Genomic DNA, 15,840 nt, shown 5'->3' on the forward strand with positions numbered 1-15,840 from the left:
ATAAGGACAACGGGAATTAATTCCCGTTGTCCTTATTTCGTTGTATCGATGGATTATTTCTTCTTCGCACGTCGCAAGCGAGGCACGCGTTTTTTGACGAAGGATGCAACGCGCGACTGCATCGCAATACCGCGCTTGCCTGTCATGAAGTAAATCACTAAGATACTAATCGGTAAAGCCAGTACTAGAATGACGAGACCCGAATAATAGATCGGACGGAGGACGACGGATACGTGTGCCGTTTTCTCGTTTGAGCGGTACAACTGACTGACACCATTTAAAGCAGTATTTCCACGCATCACTTCTTCTTTTGTCTGTAACTCGAATAGTGGCGTCGGTGAATCATTGACTGTGAAGCGTCCGAGTGCGGCATCGCTTGTTATATCCCGTCCCATCTGTGAGGCGTCCACGTTAAGTGCACGGGCAGCTTCTGTCGAGAACAACGTTTCACTTTGTTCCGAGAGAACCAACTGGTCAACCAAGATCAGTTGATCGTATGGTAACACTTCAAGATTCTTCAGACGCAATTGACCAGCTTTTTTCTCATTCCCACGCGTCCAGATGTGTAGTTGCATCCGCACGGTCTTCTTCGGTGGAGTGACGATCTGCTCATAGTGATTCCACTGCTTTTTCTTCTTTTCCTCGACTTCATTAATGAAGTCCGTCCCAATGACACGATCATCTTCATCCAAGTAATAGACTTTAAGATGCCGCTGACGAACGTTCTTACTGACGGCGTCGAATTGAATCAAATATTCGTGACTCGGTTTCACCTTCATTTTTTGCGAGGCATAAATGTACCAGTCACACGAACATGTCGGTTCATAATCAATCGTGTAGCCGTCTTCTGTTTCACTTGCGTCAAACATATCGTCCGTGATCGAGACACATGTCGCACAATTCGCTGCCGCCTCGGGAGCAGCGAGCGCTTTATCGGTCACGATCTCGCTCGGATCAAACTTGTGTAGATCTTTCCAATCGACGAGTGACGGCACCTTACTCGCATAGGATAGTTCGACTTGATAGCTTCCCTTCTCGAGTGGGATATCGGACAACTTCACATCGTATAACGTTTGATAGACATCATTCAATTCCATCATTCGGTATGGGAACGCTAGATGCAACGGATCGTATGTGACCGTCTGATCACCGATCTGCTCTTGATGTTTTTGACCCTTTAGAATATCGGCACGGGACAAGGAGCGTTCGAAGACGATCTGTTTACCGTCTCGAATTTTGACGGTGACCTGACCATCGCTTCCTGGTGGTGGGGTCAACATCAATTGAAGTTGATAGTTCGTCGCTTCTCGAATATCGATCGAACGCTGTAAACGTCCACGTTGCGCAGCGATTCCTTTCCCAAAGCTCAGTCCAGGATAGTTTCGCTCCGACTGCAAGTGTCCCGTGTAATCAAATCCGGTCTCTGCCTCGAGTACCATCAAGGTTTTCGTGAAAGCGAGCGTATCATCAACCCGTTTTCGTAAAGTGGTCAACTTTTCTTCCGGAATCAGGACGATATTTTGGATGGCATTGAACCCTTCCGTATTCGTGACACTGAGCGTCGCAGGACCGGTCGGTGTCGTGAACGAACCGAGTGGCACCCAAGCGAGTTTAGCACCGGATTGTTGTTGCGTTGGGATCGTTACACCTCGTTTATTGAATGTCAGATCGAGCTGACCCCCTTTTTGATTCAACAGCACGCGGGCAAAACCAGCGTAGCGACCAGCAGGTAAATCTTTCGTCATCGTAAACGTGTTCGGAATCATATAATCCTCATAGCTAAAGATTTTAATGTCATGAACCCACCAGTACGTTTTTCGCTCAGGGCGTTGGAAGCTGAGTAGATCGATCCGCATCGTCTTTGCGTTCCGCGGTGTGACATATTCACCTTGCAAGTGAATCGCATCGACATCACCAGAATCACGTGGAGCGACGACATACGTTTGATTCAGTTCACGATCCTTTTCATCAAAGAACCGGACTTTGATATGCAAGCGGTCAACGCCACGACCACTCGCTGTAATATCGAAGCGATAGGCATTGTTCGGTCGTGCCGGTAACTTACCGGATTTCGCGACTTGCCAGATATATTTCGGATCACCTTCCGCGACTTCGGCGTGGAGGACCGGTAAGTCGTTATCTTTTGACATCGGATTCGGGGACAAGTCGACGATGTCCGGATTATCGGCTTTAAAGAACGTCTCATCCTCAAGCATCGAGTTAAAGGAAGCGACCTGTTTCGCCTTTAGTCCGTCTAATTTGTAGACGGGTGCGTCAATCCGGGCGGAAGCAAACGATAAACCGATGCCGTCCCCAAAATTGAGATCGAACGATGGATTCGTCATACCTTGCGTCCGTAAATACCAGCGCCAGTCATTATTTCGAAGGAACGTCTTACCCCAGTTCAGGAAAGCATTCGCTGAATCGATCGCTTCGAACGGTTTCCAGTAGTATTCTTCTGGCACCTGACTGAGCACAAGATCGTTTTCTTCGATCATTTCGACGATATCCCCCTGTTTCATCCAGGAGAGACTGTTCTGATGGGCTTGTGTCGCATACAAGATCGATTGACGACCGAGATCGTATCCATCCAGTGTCGGATAACTGATTGAGCGTTCGAGTCCATACGGTGTCAAAATCAATTGTGGAACGGTTCGAGTATCGAGCGGTGCAATCAAGTCGAATAAGGTGAATAAGCCGATTTGCTTCGTTTGTACAAGATCACGTTGTTCCTGTAGAATCTTTAAATTGAAGTCTTGTCGATCTTTCATTCCCGTGTATTCATCGCGGTAAGCAAACTGTTTTAATCCGAACGCTTTCGCGATTTGTCCGGCTTGTTCCGACCGACCAGTATCGAGTAGATACTGCATGAACGTCATCATATAACCGATCGTCGGGGAAGCACCTTCATGATGAAAGACGGTATCATGCGCTGACGTATAAACCTGAACGTCACCCGTTGCTTTGATTTCTCCACCCTTACGTGGATTTTGATTCCAGCGGGGAGTCGCGATACCGGTACTCGGTTGCGTCATCTCGTCCGCAATCGGGAACTGCAACCATTTTCCATCGACTTCTTCTTGGATAGCAGTGTATTCCTTCGGTATTTTGACCGGATGATAAAAACCTTCCATATAGACAGTCCGGTAAGGAAGGAAAAAGCAGGCGACGACAATCAGCGTACCGAAGATCGAGACAATCCGGTACAGCTGTAAGGGAATTGTCCGGGACGCACGGATAAAGACGGCGTTTAACCCGACGGCAAGCAACAAGCTATAACTGACCATCAATAGACCAACGAGTTTGTTCGGATCGCGGAACATCGCACCAATCAAAGGTGTCTTCGTCACGAACAGGACAAACGCATCGGCAACTTGTTCATGTGTACCGGTCGCGAAGACGATCAGTGGAATCGCAAGCAAGCTGAAGAAGAGATGGATCGGTTGGCGATACGCGACAATCGCTCCTATTAAGATGAGTAAAAGGGTAATGGCACCACCAATCCAAAACGTAAGCGGTAGTGTCGTCAAATCAAACATCGGCCACCAATAGCTCGTTAAAAATAAAACATTCGTCCAGCTCGAGTGCCGACTGAACAACATCAATGTATCAGAGACATTGATATTATGCTGTGAGGCTTGAGATCCGGTCAGAATCGAGCCGACGTACATCAAGAACCAATAACCATTGAACAGTAAAAAGATGATACCGAAGGCGCAGGTTGCCCGAACATAAAACCAGAGTAAGGAAGACCAGACGCGTTCCTTGCGTCGTGTCCAACTCGTCTTTAGGAAAATTAATCCGACCATGATGCCCATGTAGATCAAGGAAAAGAAGAAGTAATGAATGCCAGCTGCCATGAAAGCGAAGACGATTGATAAACCAGTGATGTCAATCCATGTTCGTCGACTTAACCGATCAGAGAAGCGGAATCCGGGATCAAGCTGTTCACGAAACTTCGGGTCGAAAATGTTAAAAAACAACATCAAAGCGTACGGAAAGACAGAGTAGCCGCAAAGTAAATAAATATGCTGGATTCGCGTGATCACCCAGGGGTTTAAGGCATAAAACAAAGCGGCGATCGCGAAAGCAATTAGTGACAGGTAGGAAAAGTGTTTTGACACATACACGGAATGGAGACGTTTCGTAAGGGCAAACATCGATAGGGCAGAAATCGTCAACAGACCGATGATGAACGACTTGATCAAGACTGGTCCGGACGAGCCGAATAATAGACTTAATAAATAAAACGGTAAGATGTAGAGCAAGCGCGCGACGTTCAGAAGTGTCGTCGTACTCCAACGATTGTTCCAAGCGCCATAAATCTCTTCTAAGTAGCGATGAGAGGAAAGTCCGAATGACATATCACTGAACGTGACCATTCCAGAACGAAATAGTGGAAGACTATATACGAGAATGAATAGGAACATAGCCGATAATACGATGATATCCTTTCGATATATATGAGTAAAAGTCATGACGCGTTGACGTAAAGAAGACATCAGGTTGCTCCTTTCATGAAAATCCGTGCTGAACTTCTTCTCTATAGAGGAGTGATATTCCTAGAAATGGATGTACTTATTTTAGCAATAATTGCTAGAGGGAACGTCCGTCGTGAGAAGGAGCATTACGGACGAATGCTTTCGGGTAAAGACCTACAACGAAACGAGTAGGAGGAAAGCGCATGAAATGGAAGGGAAGACAACGGAGTTCGAACGTTGAGGATCGACGGGGGATGGGTGGGAAAGGAATTGCCGGTATCGGTGGGGGTGTCGGGATCATCCTGTTGATCGTCATCACCTTGATGGGCGGTAATCCAGCTGAATTACTGGGAGACTTAACTGGTAGTGATCAGCAAGATACGGCGTATCAAGAAACGGCACAGGAAAAAGAAGCAGCGGATTTTGTTTCCGTCGTCCTAGCCGATACGGAACGGGTCTGGACGGAAGAGTTTGAACAAGACGGCAAGACGTATAAAAAACCGAAGCTCGTTTTATACACAGATCAAGTCAGTTCGGCTTGTGGACAAGCCGGGAAGTCGGTCGGTCCCTTTTATTGTCCCGGTGATCAGAAATTATACATCGATTTAAGCTTTTATGATGAACTGCAGACGAAGTACGGGGCACCGGGCGATTTTGCGATGGCCTATGTCATTGCACATGAAGTCGGGCATCACGTCCAAACGTTGCTTGGAAAGTCGGATGAGATCATGCCACTTCGAGAACAGATGAGTGAAGAGAAGTTCAATAAATACCTTGTTCGATTCGAGCTACAAGCAGATTATTACGCGGGTGTCTGGGCACATCACGCGCAAGGCGAAAACTTGCTCGAAGAAGGCGATCTCGAAGAAGCGTTGACGGCAGCGAATGCTGTCGGGGACGATACGTTACAAGAGAAAGGGCAAGGATATGTCGTACCGGAAAGTTTTACCCACGGCACATCGGCACAACGGGAGCGTTGGTTCCAAAAAGGTTTTGATAACGGAACGATTGAAGGCGGAGATACATTCAAGGCAAAAAATCTATAACAGATAGGCAAAAAACCTGTGTTCTGCTTATGCGGAACACAGGTTTTCGTTATTTAAAGACCATCTTATGACCGGAACATCGTTGGATCATCCGGAACGTTTTCGAGATAGGCGATCCGTCCGTTTCCGTCGAGACGTGCGATATCTTTTCCATCTTGCGTAAAGACACTACCGTCGGCACGTTTACCACAGACTGCCCAGCGTGTTGCATACGTTCCGGGTGTTGTCTCTTCCCAGCCTGCATACATGTGTTTAATATCCTGATTCGCCGTGAACACATAACGGACGAATTGTTTCCAGGCGTCGATGCCGTGTTGCGGTTGTCCGTTTAAAACGAACGTAATATCCGTCGTAAACAAAGATACGAGATCCTCGAAAGCTTGTGCGTCCGTGCGTGACGCGTCGAATAAGTCAAAATAACGATTCAATACCATAGCAATAACCTCTTTCTTTAATTAAAGTGCCATCATCCGATCTTTGATTAACATATGAAGCCGTTCTAAATGTTCTGGTGGACAGGATGTATCGATGGCTTGACGAATCGAGCCGATTGATTCACGTTTTAATGTCGACTGCCATGCGTCTTCCGCCTCTGTCATCAGATTTGAAAGCAGACCGATCTCCTGTTCTTGAATTCCCATCAAATCTTTAAAGACACCGCTTGACGCGTACAACGTCTGTTTGCCCTCAATGGCTTGGTAGACATCGAAGATTTGAATTTCGTCTGCCGAACGTCGTAAGCGAAAGCCCCCTTTGACACCTGGTACGGAATACAACAGATCCGCCTGAACGAGTTTTCGTAAGAGTTTTTGGAAGTAAGTCGGTGAAGCACCAAGTTGTTGACTAATGAACTCACCGGACAAAACGGCGCGCTCCGGCAAGAAGGTTAAGAGCAACATCGCATAAACGGATTGCTCGACTCCTGTTTTCATTTGCATAGAAAGACTCCTTTCGTTAAACGTGGATAATGTATATCCATAATAGTTTAGGTATAAAGATTTGTCGAATGATATGCTCTCACAAAACCGTCACACCTTTTCGACAGCATCTGCATGGCATCCCCGTTCCGGATTCGGTATACTAAATGTACGATATGTGAAAATATTCACTAAAAGTCGTTCACACTTTGTGAAAGGACGTTTGTATATGAATCCATTAAAAGGAATCGTTCAGATTCCACGTAGTATTCTCATTCAATTCATCATTGCGGCTTTCCTGATGGGGGTTGCGGTCGTCGGTCAATCGTACGGCATCGTGTTGACAGTCGATCGGATTTTCCTGAAAGAGCAACCGTTTGAAGCCGTCATTCCGTTACTACTCGTCGTTCTCGGCATGCTGTTGCTCCGGGTCGCTGTGACGTATTGGAACGGTCGTCTCGGTACGACGTTATCAGCACACATGAAGCAGGCACTCCGGGAAGCACTCGTTGCGAAATATACGAGTCGCTCAGTCGAGATGATGCTACAAGGGCAAGCGGGACAAAAGGTCAGTGTTTTGCTCGACGCCGTAGACGAGATGGACAGCTACTATAGTCAGTACTTGCCGAAAGTCGTCCAGACGACGATTGTTCCGTTGATGGTCTTGATTGCGGCATTCAGTTATGACTGGATCACGGGTCTCGTCATGATGATTACGGCACCGTTCATTCCGCTGTTTTACATCATCATCGGCATCATGACGCAAAAGCGGGCCGATGCTCAACTCGAGAAGATGACAGCATTCTCGGGAACGTTCCTCGATACGTTACAAGGACTGACGACCTTGAAGTTATTTGGTCGTGCGAAACGACAACGTGACGTCATCGAAAAAAGCAGTCTTGATTTTCGAGATGCGACATTGACTGTCTTGAAGCTTGCTTTCTTGTCCTCGCTGATGCTCGAGTTCATTTCGATGCTCAGTATGGGAATGATTGCACTTGAAGTCAGTCTGCGCTTGATTTTGTTCCAAAGCATTACGTTCATCCCAGCATTCTTAATGCTTGTGTTGGCACCGGAGTATTACCTGGCACTGAAGGAGATGGGGGCTGCTTTCCATACGGGACGCGGTAGTGTCGCAGCAGCGAAGCAAATCGCAGCCGAACTGACGGCAGACGATCGCCCCGTTGCATTCGGTCAATCGGAACTTGCGACCAATCGCCCACCGCAAATCGTCTTGGATGAAGTCGGCTTTACGTATCAAGAAGGACGTTTTGCCCTGCAAGATATCGGGCTTACGATTGAGTCGTATCAAAAGGTAGCGTTGATTGGTCGCAGTGGTGCCGGTAAATCGACCGTCTTGCAGTTGATTGCCGGACTCGCAGATCCACAAGAAGGACGGATTCTGCTCGACGGGATCGAGCGCAGTCAGGCGGAGGAAACAAGTTGGTTCCGTCAGTTGAGCTACATCTCGCAACATCCGTATTTATATGCCGGAACACTCGCGGAAAACATCGCGATTGGTGAGCTTCGTCAAGCGACGGCGGAAGAGATTTTTGAAGCCGCACAGGCGGCAGGACTCGAAGAGTTGATCGCGACGTTGCCTGAAGGGATCGACACGGTCATCGGAGAAGGTGGACGTGGTCTATCAGGTGGAGAAAAGCAACGTGTTGCCTTAGCACGGGCGTTCTTAAAACGCCCGAACGTCGTCGTCTTTGATGAACCGACGACTGGACTCGATGTCAAAACGGAGCGACTGCTCCAACAAGCAATTGAGCGACTCGGACAATCGGCAACGGTCATCACTGTTGCGCACCGTTTGCATACGATCGAACGATCGGATCAAATCGTCGTTCTCGATGGCGGACGAATCGTCGACCGCGGCACACACGACGAACTGCTCCGTCGCGATTCGGAATATGCGCGGATGCGTAGCGTGCAGAGAGGGGAGGAAACACGATGAAGGAATTACTAGGAGTCTTTCGGTTGATGGTGCATCAAAAACGCGATATTGCCTGGTCGATCTTCTTCGGTGTCCTCGCCGGTGTGACGGCAGTCGGTTTGTTCGCAGCGAGTGGTTATCTGATCTCAAAGGCAGCCTTATTGCCGCCGATCCAGACGCTCGCTGTCTTGATCGCCCTACAGAAAATCTCGAGTCTGACGCGCGCCGCCAGTCGTTATGCGGAACGTTATTATTCGCACCGGGCGACGTTTACGATTCTCAGTGACATCCGGACGTCGTTCTACCGTCGACTCGAACCACTCGCACCTGGAATCTTCGGGAAGTACCGCAGTGGTGACTTACTTGCCCGGATCGTCGGGGACGTCGAGAGTCTGCAAAACACGTTCTTACGCGTCCTCTATCCACCGATCGTGTTGTTGCTCGTCTTCTTCTGTACGATCTTTTTCGTCAGTTTCTTCTCATGGACGATTGCCGGTATTCTGTTGCTTGGTTTGATTCTGACCGGTTTCTTGATTCCGGGATGGTTCGCGTACCGCGAACAGCGCTTCGCGCGCTCGGTCCGTGTCCGACGCGGTGACTTGTCGACAGAAGTGACAGAGTTATTCCAAGGCTATCGTGATTTGAAGATTTACCAACAGCTCGACCAAAAGGAACAGGACTTGAATGCGGTCGCGAAACGGTATGTCGAGGAAGAAAAACGCAATGGCTTGCATGCTGTCTCAAACCTTGCCTTAAATACGATGGCGACACTGATCATCTCTTGGCTTGTCCTCGGTGTTGGTGCTTATCTCGTCGCAAGCGGACAACTCGAAGGTGTCTTCCTTGCCTTACTCGTCATGACATCGCTGACCGTCTTTGAGAATGCGGCACCGATGGCGATTTTACCCGGTTTCTTCGAAGATAGCCGCCATGCTGCGAAACGACTCGATGAAGTCGTGACCGAGCAAGAGGAGCCGACTTACGCTCCGTTCGTCCTCGATCAAGCACCGTCCTTCGAAACGAATGCGTTGACGTTTACGTTTCCTGATGCACCACGTCCGGTCTTACGTGACGTCACTGTTTCGATTCCGGCTGGTAAGAAGACAGCGATTGTCGGAGCTAGTGGTTCTGGGAAATCAACGTTACTTCAATTAATGTTGCGGATGTATCCGACAGACGGATTAATGATTGCTGGGCAAGGCAGTCAGACGGTTGATCCGGAAGGACTCTGGCAGCACGCGAATGTCGTCTTGCAACAGAATCATTACTTCTATGGAACGCTTCGCGATAATCTGTTGCTCGCAAACGAAGCAGCAACGGACGAAGCGATGCGGCAAGCACTCGACGATGTTGGATTAACGACGTTCGAGTTGAGTGATCGTGTGTTTGAAAAAGGAGAGAACTTATCCGGGGGAGAAAAGCAACGGCTAGCAATTGCCCGCGTGCTCTTGCGGGAAGCATCGCTTTACTTGCTGGACGAACCGACGTCCTCCGTTGATGCTTTGACAGAACAGATGATTCTTACGCGACTGTTCGCGCGAGCAACGGACGCGACACTCGTCCTCGTCAGCCACCGCTTAGCAGGTCTTGAAGCGATGGATCAAATCATCGTCATGGATCAAGGTCAAGTCATCGAAGTCGGAACGTATGCCGAATTGATGGCACGACAAGGTGCGTTTTACGAGTTAAAACAAGTCGAGCAATCGGTGTTTGCTCCGATCGGATAAAAAGTATGAAAGGCAATGAATCAAGTAGGGTTCATTGCCTTTTTATTTAGCTTGAAAGAACTGAAAAGACATGACAGTCTACTTTTGAAATGGTAAAGTCTAGAAAAAACGTGGAGGGATTTCATGCGCATCGAGCAATCATCCATCGTCGTCGATCAGACGACCATTTCATATGATCATTTTCAGATGGGATCAAAACAGGTCTGTTTCTTGATCTCGGGAGCATCTTACTTATATGATCACCCTTACTTTTACTACAGCCGGATGGCACTACTCGCTCGTGGCATCGATGTCATCTGTATTCACTACGTGACGGAAGATTTATTTTCGATGTCAGACGCGGAATCGAATACGTGCATGACGCGCCGGGTCGACGCTGTCGTCTCAGAAGTGCTCGCGACGCATCCATATGAAAACGTCCAGTTCATTGCGAAGTCGTTAGGAACGATTCCGCTTGCCGCGTTACTTGCTAAACCAAACTTACAGCAAGCACGCTTCGTCTTTTTAACACCTGTCCTGAATGAAGTGGTCAAGCAAATCGCCAATTCGTCGCAAGCTGGACTCCTCGTCATCGGGACAGCCGATAAGTTTTATGATGAAGCGCTACTCGAAACGTGTCGGACGTCATTACTGACGATTGATGTCATCGAAGGAGCGAATCATTCCCTCGATCAAGGATTTGAGGTCGATGCGTCACTTGCAGTTCTTAGACACGTCATTCGTCAGATCGAAGTCAGTTTATTTGAGCCGCTACATAAGTAAAAAAATCCGTCCAGCAGAGAGTTAGCTGGACGGATTTTTGTTTAGTAGGGACGAAGTAAGGCACGAACGGGACTACCGTCTCCGTCAACAAGTGGAAGTGGTACAGCATTTAAATGATAATCACCGGGCGTGATTGCATCGAGAACAAGTCCTTCAAGGATATGGACACCATGTCGCGCGAGGGCGTGATGGGCTGCCATTTCTTTGCTATCAATTGCATCGACGCTTGGTAAATCGAGCCCGATCAGCGAAACTCCAAGTTCTCCGAGTCGCTCGGCAAGACTTGGTGTTAAAACGGGTATCGTTTCTGGGAAAGTTAACTTATCAATCCAGCCATCCGTTTTGATGATCAAGCGTCGGACGTCAGTGAGATCAAATCCTTCCAAGTCAGTAGCTGTAATTTCTGTTCGACCCGGCAAGTAAATGACACGAGCATGTCCGATATAGAGATCCGGATCCAGATCGATGATCTTTTGTCCGGCATCGTCAAAATGGAACGGCGCATCGACATGAGTGCCGGTATGCAGGCTCATCGTTACTTTGCCGACGTTAACGGAGCCAGTGTCTGCCTTATTCCACGTCAGTGTGGCCTCAAATGGTGTATCGCCCGGCCACGTCGTGACGTGGCGATCAAGTGGTTGTGAAACATCAATCCATCGCGTCATTGCTGAATCCTCCTCATAATGTCGTGCGGACCGACCATAGTTCTGGGAAGAACCGGTGGTCGAGCACACGCCGTAGATAACTGACACCAGACGAGCCACCTGTTCCTGGCTTCTGTCCGATGATCCGCTCGACGGTACTCATATGGTTAAAGCGCCACATCTGTTGCTGACTCCCGATATCAAGTAGTTTTTCGCCGAGTTCATATAGATCCCAGTACCGCTCGACATCTCGATAGACGCTTGCCCAAGCAGCCTCGACACTCGCATTCGGTGTCCAGTCCTGCGTAACATCACGTTCGAGGACAGACTGGTCGATCGGTAGTCCATGTCGTGCCATCGCTCGGATCGTTTCGTCGTAGATGCTTGGTGTCTTCAAGTCTTCGAGCATCATCGGATAGAGTGTTTCGTCATGCGCGTACACTTTTAGCATCTGCTCATTCTTGAAGCCGAGCGCAAATTCGATTTGCCGGTTTTGATACGACTGGAACCCAGATGAATGACCGAGAGCATCGCGGAATTCCAAATATTCGGCAGGGGTCAAGGTCGAAAGAACATTCCACGACTGGATCAACTGATGCTGAATTTTTGAGATCCGTGCGAGCATCTTAAATGACGATTCGAGATCATCATTTGCAACGGCTTGCGTTGCCGCACGCATCTCATGCAAAATCAACTTCATCCATAGCTCGCTCGTCTGATGAATGATGATGAACAACATCTCGTCATGATGCCCCGATAAGCGATGTTGACTCGTAAGCAAAGGATCTAATTGCAAGTAGTCCCCGTAGGACATGTCTTTCTTAAAATCCGTTTGAATCGATGCTTCAATAGACGTAGGATCTGTCTTTTCCATACCCGTTCATCCCCTTTATCGAATTAATTCAGTTTTCGTTTTTGAGCGGTCGTCGGTTGTTCCGGGTGTGCTCGTTTCCAGAAGAAATATGCAACAGACAAGAACAATAACCACGGTACACCAAACTTCAAGACGATTTGGAAATCGGTGAACCATGTCGTCAGTACGAGTGCGAATAAGAGCAACGCACCGAGAGCCGTCAGATATGGATAGCCCATCATCCGGACCGGTAACGTCCGTCCGCCTTCGCGTTCCCACGCTTTACGGAAGTAGAGGTGGGAGATGAAAATCATGAACCACGTGAAGATTGCCCCGAACATCGAAATCCCCATCATGAACGGATAAGAGACGCTCGACTGACTGCTGATGATCGCAGCAAGGAAAATCCCGATCGTCGATACGGCGAGTGCGAAGAGTGGCACACCTTTATGATTTAGGCGACCAAACACTTTTGGTGCATACGTTGCTTTCGATAACGAGTACATCATTCGCGTCGAAGCGTACAGTTGACTGTTCATCGCAGATAGAGCCGCCGTCAGGATGATGAAGTTCATGATGCCACCCGCATACGGAATCGATAGCATCTCCATTACTTTGACGAATGGACTTTGATCGACGCCACCTGCTTGTTGCCATGGCACAATCATCAACATCAAAGCAATCGTGATGACGTAAAATGTCGAGAGACGGAAGACTGTCGCTTTTAATGCTTTCGGTACAGCGACGTCCGGATCCTTCGCTTCACCGGCAGTGACAGCAATCAATTCCGTTCCAAGGAAGCTAAACAAGGAGATGAAGATTGCAATCCAGAGACCGGAGAAACCAAATGGCATGAAACCACCATCATTCGTAAAGTTTTGCGGACCAATCTCAGGACTTGGACTACCGATGACTAAATAGGCACCGAGTAAGATAAACAGCAAGATCGCACTGATTTTAATGACCGAGAACCAGTATTCGAAGGTCGCGAATGTATTAACCGTCGTGGCATTGATATAAATCAATGCAGCTGCAAACACGAGAATCCAAACGAATCCGGGAACGTCTGGGAACCAGTATTTCATATAAATCGCAATCGCACTGACTTCGACACCGATCGCAAGGACGTTTGCAATCCAGTACGAATAGCGGACGAGGAAACCGGCGTAGGGACTAATATAACGTTCCGCAATCGTCCCGAACGAGCCGGATGTTGGATGGGCAACCGTCATTTCAGCGAGGCAGCCCATTAAGAGTAAGACGATGAAGGCGCCGACTGCGTAACTGATCAGAACGCTCGGACCGGCAAGTCCGATCGCCAGTCCACTTCCGAGGAAGAGACCCGTTCCGATCGCACATCCCATCGCGATCATCGTGAGTTGGCGTGTCTTGAGTTCACGCCGTAGTTCAGTAGGTTGTTCCATAGTGTACTCCTTAAGCAACGACTTCGCGTTCATTCGCGAAACGTTCGTATTCTTTATCTTTCATGATTTGTTTGAGTGTCGCGATAACGTCATAGACATCAGTGAACGTATTGTAGAGTGCAACCGGTGCTAAGCGAACGATGTTCGGTGCCCGGAAATCAGGAATGATCCGATGTTCCTTGAGTGCTTTACAAATCCGTGCTGCTTCCGGGTGCTCGAGACTGAGGTGCGCACCACGGCGTTTGTCATCGACCGGGTTCCCGATGACGAAACCGTATGGTGCTAACTCTTGCTCGACCAGTTCCATCATGTACTGTGTCAAGGCGAGTGATTTCGTCCGGACGGCTTCGATACCGACTTCTTCGAACATCTCTAACGCGCCGATTTGTGGGGCGAGACTTAAGACGTGTGGTGTACCGATTTGGAATGCTCCGGCGTGCGCAGCCGGTGTCATCGTATGATCCATATCAAACTGCTTGTCCTTGCGTGAACCGAACCAGCCCGTCAGACCAGGCAGTGTTCCAAAATGACGTTCGTGGACGAATAATCCACCAACTGTTCCAGGACCACCATTTAAGTGTTTGTAATTGCACCAGTAGGCAAAATCAACATCCCAGTCATGGAAAGCATGCGGAACGGCCCCGACCGAGTGACAGCCATCAAAACCGATCAAGATACCGCGGTCGTGTGCGGCTTTCGTCAAACGTTCCATATCGAGAATCTGTCCGCTCCGGTATAGCACGGCCGGCAAGACGATCAAAGCGATATCATCCGTCATGGCAGCAATGATATCGTCTTCTTCTAAAAAGCGACCATCACTACTCGGTACTTGGATGAGGTGTGTCTCTGGATCAAGCCCGCGCAAGCGAAGTTGACTTTGGAGGGCATAGATGTCTGACGGGAACGTCAGTGCATCGGCTAAAATCTTATCGCGTCCTTCTGTCGGTTGGAAGAATGTCGCGACGAGTTGATGGAGATTGACGGTCGTTGAACCAGTGACCATGACTTCTTCTGCCTGAGCGCCAATCAATGGTGCGTTGAGGGCAGCGAGTTGCTCGGATAATTCAAACCAAGGATGACGTCCCTTCATCCAGCCATCGATGCCGAGTTCTTTCCAATCTGATAGCGACTCGAGTAACGTCTTCTCAGCACGTTTTGATAACAATCCGAGCGAATTTCCATCCATATAGATACTACCCGGTTGCAGATAAAACTCATCCCGATAGGCGGCTAAAGCATCTTGTTCGTCTCGAGTAACGGCATCGGTCCGTTTTGCTTGCAATGTCATACGTCATCCTCCTTAAATGAATGCTCAATCAATTTTGACAAAAGCGTAGCAAACAAATTGACATTGTGTCAATATTATCGAATAGAGAAAACAAAAGGAGTGAAGGACATGTCATCTTCTCAACCAGAAAAAATCGATAAACGTCACCTGCGTACGGTGCGGACACGCGAGAAACTGTTGAGTGCAGCACGTGACGTCTTCTTAGAACAAGATTTTCAGACCGCAACGATTTCACAAATCATTAAACAAGCTGGCGTCGGTTACGGAACTGCTTATGTCCATTTTGAAGGGAAAGATGAGCTACTCGTCGTCTTGATGGAAGATGTCATGAGTCGTTTTCACGCGATTGCGGAACGAATATTTGAACCGACGACGCCGATGGAGGCGAAAGAACGCATCGTGACGCAAGCAACGGATTTCTTACGTCTTGCAGAAGAAGAACGAGCAATGCTACGGATTGTCGAGCAAGCAATCGGTGTATCCTATATTGTCCGTGCAAAATGGAAAGCGATTCGGGAACGATTCATTGATCGGATCAGTCAAGACATTCAGTATGCGCAAGAGACAGGACTCGCGCGGCAAGATGTTGATTCAAAGCTCGTCGCTCGTGGCTGGTTCTTTGCCAATGAGATGTACTTATTCGAAGTCGTCCGTGAAGAGGCGACGGCAACGATTGAAGAAATCGCAAACGTCTTAGCGACGATTTATACGCAAGGACTCTACCGGATCGAGGATTGATGAGTGTGCGGGAAGGGAACG

Annotated in this window: 12 protein-coding genes; 5 read left to right on the forward strand and 7 right to left on the reverse strand. The window is 48.5% G+C overall.

From position 1 onward, the window contains the following. Window positions 1-53: 53 nt before the first annotated feature. On the reverse strand, window positions 54-4,502 hold the full coding sequence (locus K6T22_RS01125; protein ID WP_238238455.1) for a polysaccharide biosynthesis protein: 4,449 nt from the start codon (window positions 4,500-4,502) through the stop codon (window positions 54-56). Window positions 4,503-4,684: 182 nt separating this feature from the next. Between K6T22_RS01125 and ypfJ the strand changes: the two genes are divergently transcribed. After that, on the forward strand, window positions 4,685-5,527 hold the full coding sequence (ypfJ, locus tag K6T22_RS01130) for a KPN_02809 family neutral zinc metallopeptidase (protein ID WP_238238456.1): 843 nt from the start codon (window positions 4,685-4,687) through the stop codon (window positions 5,525-5,527). A 65-nt stretch (window positions 5,528-5,592) separates the two neighbouring features. Here ypfJ and K6T22_RS01135 read toward each other — a convergent pair whose 3' ends face one another. Together K6T22_RS01135 and K6T22_RS01140 are read right to left on the reverse strand one after the other, a co-directional pair. Further along, on the reverse strand, window positions 5,593-5,961 hold the full coding sequence (locus K6T22_RS01135; RefSeq protein WP_238238458.1) for a nuclear transport factor 2 family protein: 369 nt from the start codon (window positions 5,959-5,961) through the stop codon (window positions 5,593-5,595). 21 nt (window positions 5,962-5,982) lie between these two features. Next, entirely contained in the window at window positions 5,983-6,465 is a 483-nt protein-coding gene (locus K6T22_RS01140; protein WP_238238460.1) for an Rrf2 family transcriptional regulator, read from the reverse strand. A 208-nt stretch (window positions 6,466-6,673) separates the two neighbouring features. On the opposite strand from K6T22_RS01140, the gene cydD reads away from it, so the two are divergent. The 3 genes from cydD (at window position 6,674) to K6T22_RS01155 (ending at window position 10,872) form a co-directional block, all read left to right on the forward strand. Beyond that, entirely contained in the window at window positions 6,674-8,404 is a 1,731-nt protein-coding gene (gene cydD, locus K6T22_RS01145) for a thiol reductant ABC exporter subunit CydD (RefSeq protein WP_238238461.1), read from the forward strand. Further along, complete coding sequence (gene cydC, locus K6T22_RS01150) at window positions 8,401-10,110, forward strand: thiol reductant ABC exporter subunit CydC (protein WP_238238463.1); 1,710 nt, start codon at window positions 8,401-8,403, stop codon at window positions 10,108-10,110. Before cydD ends, cydC begins: the two co-directional genes overlap by 4 nt. A 123-nt stretch (window positions 10,111-10,233) precedes the next feature. Next, on the forward strand, window positions 10,234-10,872 hold the full coding sequence (locus K6T22_RS01155; RefSeq protein ID WP_238238464.1) for a cyclase: 639 nt from the start codon (window positions 10,234-10,236) through the stop codon (window positions 10,870-10,872). Window positions 10,873-10,913: 41 nt separating this feature from the next. Here K6T22_RS01155 and kynB read toward each other — a convergent pair whose 3' ends face one another. From kynB to kynU, 4 genes are read right to left on the reverse strand one after another with little or no spacing between them, the layout of a single operon-like run. Next, window positions 10,914-11,537 (reverse strand): arylformamidase, encoded by a 624-nt coding sequence (kynB, locus tag K6T22_RS01160; protein WP_238238466.1) that lies wholly within the window; start codon window positions 11,535-11,537, stop codon window positions 10,914-10,916. Between the two features lie 13 nt (window positions 11,538-11,550). Next, window positions 11,551-12,390 carry a tryptophan 2,3-dioxygenase gene (gene kynA / locus K6T22_RS01165; protein WP_238238468.1) on the reverse strand — a complete coding sequence of 280 codons (840 nt, stop codon included), beginning with the start codon at window positions 12,388-12,390 and terminating at the stop codon, window positions 11,551-11,553. A gap of 23 nt (window positions 12,391-12,413) precedes the next feature. Continuing rightward, window positions 12,414-13,793: an amino acid permease gene (locus K6T22_RS01170; protein ID WP_238238469.1), complete on the reverse strand. Its 1,380-nt coding sequence runs from the start codon at window positions 13,791-13,793 to the stop codon at window positions 12,414-12,416. A 10-nt stretch (window positions 13,794-13,803) separates the two neighbouring features. Continuing rightward, entirely contained in the window at window positions 13,804-15,081 is a 1,278-nt protein-coding gene (gene kynU / locus K6T22_RS01175) for a kynureninase (protein WP_238238470.1), read from the reverse strand. A 108-nt stretch (window positions 15,082-15,189) separates the two neighbouring features. On the opposite strand from kynU, the gene K6T22_RS01180 reads away from it, so the two are divergent. Then, window positions 15,190-15,819: a TetR/AcrR family transcriptional regulator gene (locus K6T22_RS01180; RefSeq protein WP_238238471.1), complete on the forward strand. Its 630-nt coding sequence runs from the start codon at window positions 15,190-15,192 to the stop codon at window positions 15,817-15,819. Window positions 15,820-15,840 lie beyond the last annotated feature (21 nt).

This window comes from Exiguobacterium acetylicum (assembly GCF_022170825.1).
GTDB classification, from domain to species: domain Bacteria; phylum Bacillota; class Bacilli; order Exiguobacteriales; family Exiguobacteriaceae; genus Exiguobacterium_A; species Exiguobacterium_A acetylicum_B.

What these genes read in the sequence shown, in the direction of transcription:
- K6T22_RS01125 (WP_238238455.1), bottom strand. Translation starts at nt 4,502, where the DNA reads ATGTCTTCTTTACGTCAACGCGTCATGACTTTTACTCATATATATCGA.
- ypfJ (WP_238238456.1), top strand. Translation starts at nt 4,685, where the DNA reads ATGAAATGGAAGGGAAGACAACGGAGTTCGAACGTTGAGGATCGACGG.
- K6T22_RS01135 (WP_238238458.1), bottom strand. Translation starts at nt 5,961, where the DNA reads ATGGTATTGAATCGTTATTTTGACTTATTCGACGCGTCACGCACGGAC.
- K6T22_RS01140 (WP_238238460.1), bottom strand. Translation starts at nt 6,465, where the DNA reads ATGCAAATGAAAACAGGAGTCGAGCAATCCGTTTATGCGATGTTGCTC.
- cydD (WP_238238461.1), top strand. Translation starts at nt 6,674, where the DNA reads ATGAATCCATTAAAAGGAATCGTTCAGATTCCACGTAGTATTCTCATT.
- cydC (WP_238238463.1), top strand. Translation starts at nt 8,401, where the DNA reads ATGAAGGAATTACTAGGAGTCTTTCGGTTGATGGTGCATCAAAAACGC.
- K6T22_RS01155 (WP_238238464.1), top strand. Translation starts at nt 10,234, where the DNA reads ATGCGCATCGAGCAATCATCCATCGTCGTCGATCAGACGACCATTTCA.
- kynB (WP_238238466.1), bottom strand. Translation starts at nt 11,537, where the DNA reads ATGACGCGATGGATTGATGTTTCACAACCACTTGATCGCCACGTCACG.
- kynA (WP_238238468.1), bottom strand. Translation starts at nt 12,390, where the DNA reads ATGGAAAAGACAGATCCTACGTCTATTGAAGCATCGATTCAAACGGAT.
- K6T22_RS01170 (WP_238238469.1), bottom strand. Translation starts at nt 13,793, where the DNA reads ATGGAACAACCTACTGAACTACGGCGTGAACTCAAGACACGCCAACTC.
- kynU (WP_238238470.1), bottom strand. Translation starts at nt 15,081, where the DNA reads ATGACATTGCAAGCAAAACGGACCGATGCCGTTACTCGAGACGAACAA.
- K6T22_RS01180 (WP_238238471.1), top strand. Translation starts at nt 15,190, where the DNA reads ATGTCATCTTCTCAACCAGAAAAAATCGATAAACGTCACCTGCGTACG.